The organism is Streptomyces sp. NPDC058955 (assembly GCF_042741435.1).
Lineage (GTDB): Bacteria > Actinomycetota > Actinomycetes > Streptomycetales > Streptomycetaceae > Streptomyces.
Genome location: NZ_JBHYKM010000242.1, coordinates 1 through 1,777 on the forward strand (window position 1 = coordinate 1; position 1,777 = coordinate 1,777).

2 protein-coding genes are annotated in these 1,777 nt (G+C 75.6%); both read right to left on the reverse strand.

The annotated features are described in order from the left end of the window. Positions 1-139 precede the first annotated feature (139 nt). A complete protein-coding gene (locus ACFW1I_RS38335; RefSeq protein ID WP_384678798.1) occupies positions 140-433 on the reverse strand; it encodes a hypothetical protein in 294 nt (97 codons plus the stop codon). A 179-nt stretch (positions 434-612) separates the two neighbouring features. Continuing rightward, entirely contained in the window at positions 613-1,395 is a 783-nt protein-coding gene (locus ACFW1I_RS38340) for a hypothetical protein (RefSeq protein WP_384678801.1), read from the reverse strand. Between the last annotated feature and the right edge of the window lie 382 nt (positions 1,396-1,777).

The following is a 1,777-nucleotide window of genomic DNA, read 5'->3' on the forward strand; positions in this document are numbered from 1 at the left end:
CCCACTCACCCCCACCCCCCCCCACCCCGCGATGGTTTGGTGTCTCGTGGGCTCGGTGTTGTGTATAAGAGACAGGTACGACTCCGGCCCTCGGCCGTTTCCCGTCCACGCTCGGAAGTCCGCGCTGGGACGTCCGCGCTCAGATGCCTCTGCGCGGGCCCGGCGGCAGCGCCGCCTGCGGCGGATGGTGCTGTGCCGACCAGGCCGGCGGATACGCCGCGTGCTGGTGGCCGTGGAGCCCCGGGAAGCCCGACAGGCCGGAGAAGCCCGACAGGCCCGTGCTCCGCGCCGTGCCGAAGGCCCGGAACGCCAGCTCCTCCTCGCCGCTGCGGTCACCCGGAAGCGTGCGGAACGACCGGCGGTACTCCGAGTACAGGGCATCGAAGATCGGCGTCGCCGAGTATCCGGCCGGTACGTCCTGCGCCGGGCGCATGCCGGGGATCGGACTCGGATACGGCTGGGGGGAAGGGTCGTATGCGTGCACGTAGGTGCCAACGACCCCGCCGACCGTCGGATGCGGGCGGCTCTCCGAAAGAGGGGCCCGCCGGGGACGCGGCACGGTCGGCGCTCCCCAGGGACGCACCGGCCCTATCCCCGGACGCCCGTCGGCCATCAGGTGCCGGCCAGCGGCATCGCGGCGGCGACCAGGCGCCCGTTCACCGCGGCCTTCTCCAGGGCGTCCCGCAGCAGGTCCTCGCGGGGCTGCTGGCCGATGGAGCCGACCGGCGCCGCGAAGACCAGCACCGTGTGCGACTTGTTGGCCGCCGCGCGCCAGCCCTCGGTGACCTGGAGCGGCTGGTGCGCCTGCCACCAGGCGGTCTGGCCCGCGCCGCCGGCACCGGGCTGGAGCACCGAGTGCAGCTGGCCCATGGCGACCAGGACCGACCAGCCGGGCAGCGCGGCCGGCTTGGAGTTCAGGTCGGCGACCGGGTGGAAGCCCTGCTCGGCGAGGAGCGACAGGAACTCGTCGGTGAGCCGGTCGGAACCGGGCCGGGCGACCGGCGCGGTCGGCTCCACGACCAGCGCCGGGTGCAGCTCGCCGTCGATCAGGACCAGACCGCTGGTGACGCCGAGCACGGCCTGCTCGGGGTGGGCGGCCGTGAGCGCGTCGGCGGCGTCGGCGGCCGTGATGGAGGCCACGGCGCCCTGGAGCTGGTCCTCGGCGACCCGGACGACCTGCGACGGGATGCAGCTGGCGTGGGCGAAGGCGAGGACGGCGGTCTCCTCGCCGACGAACAGCACCGTGCTGGTGCGCTCCTGCTCGGAGTCGCCCGGCGTGCGGCAGGAGGTGCAGTCGTAGCTGCCCGGGGCGTTGTCGCCGGCGAGCAGCCGGTCGGCTTCTTCGTCGCCGATCTCGGCGCGTACGTCCTCGCTGACGTCGAGCATGCGCGGCACGGGGGGCTCCCTGGAGTCGGTACGGACGGACCCCGGGCCTTTCCCGGGCGTCTCATGACGAGTTCAACGGGTCAGGCGCGGGCGGGGTCACGCGCGGAGGGCGGACAACTTGCCACTGGCGCGTGCGGAGGGGCGGCCCGGACGCGGGCGGCGCCCGTGACTCCGACCGGGTGGGAAGTGAACAGCGTTCCGCGCGGCACGGAGCCGGGGCGTCCGGGCCCGACCTAGCCTGCGGCGATGTCGATGATCCGATTTTGGACAGCCGGCTCGCTCGCGGCGGCCTCCCCGCCGGCGGGGGGGCCGCCGCCCCCCGCCCCCCCCCCCCCCCCCCCCCCCCCCCCCCCGCCCGCGCGCGCCCCCCCCCCCCCCCGCGCGCCCCCCC

Coding starts and splice junctions, on each gene's coding strand:
- ACFW1I_RS38335 (WP_384678798.1), bottom strand. CDS start 433: ATGCGCCCGGCGCAGGACGTACCGGCCGGATACTCGGCGACGCCGATC.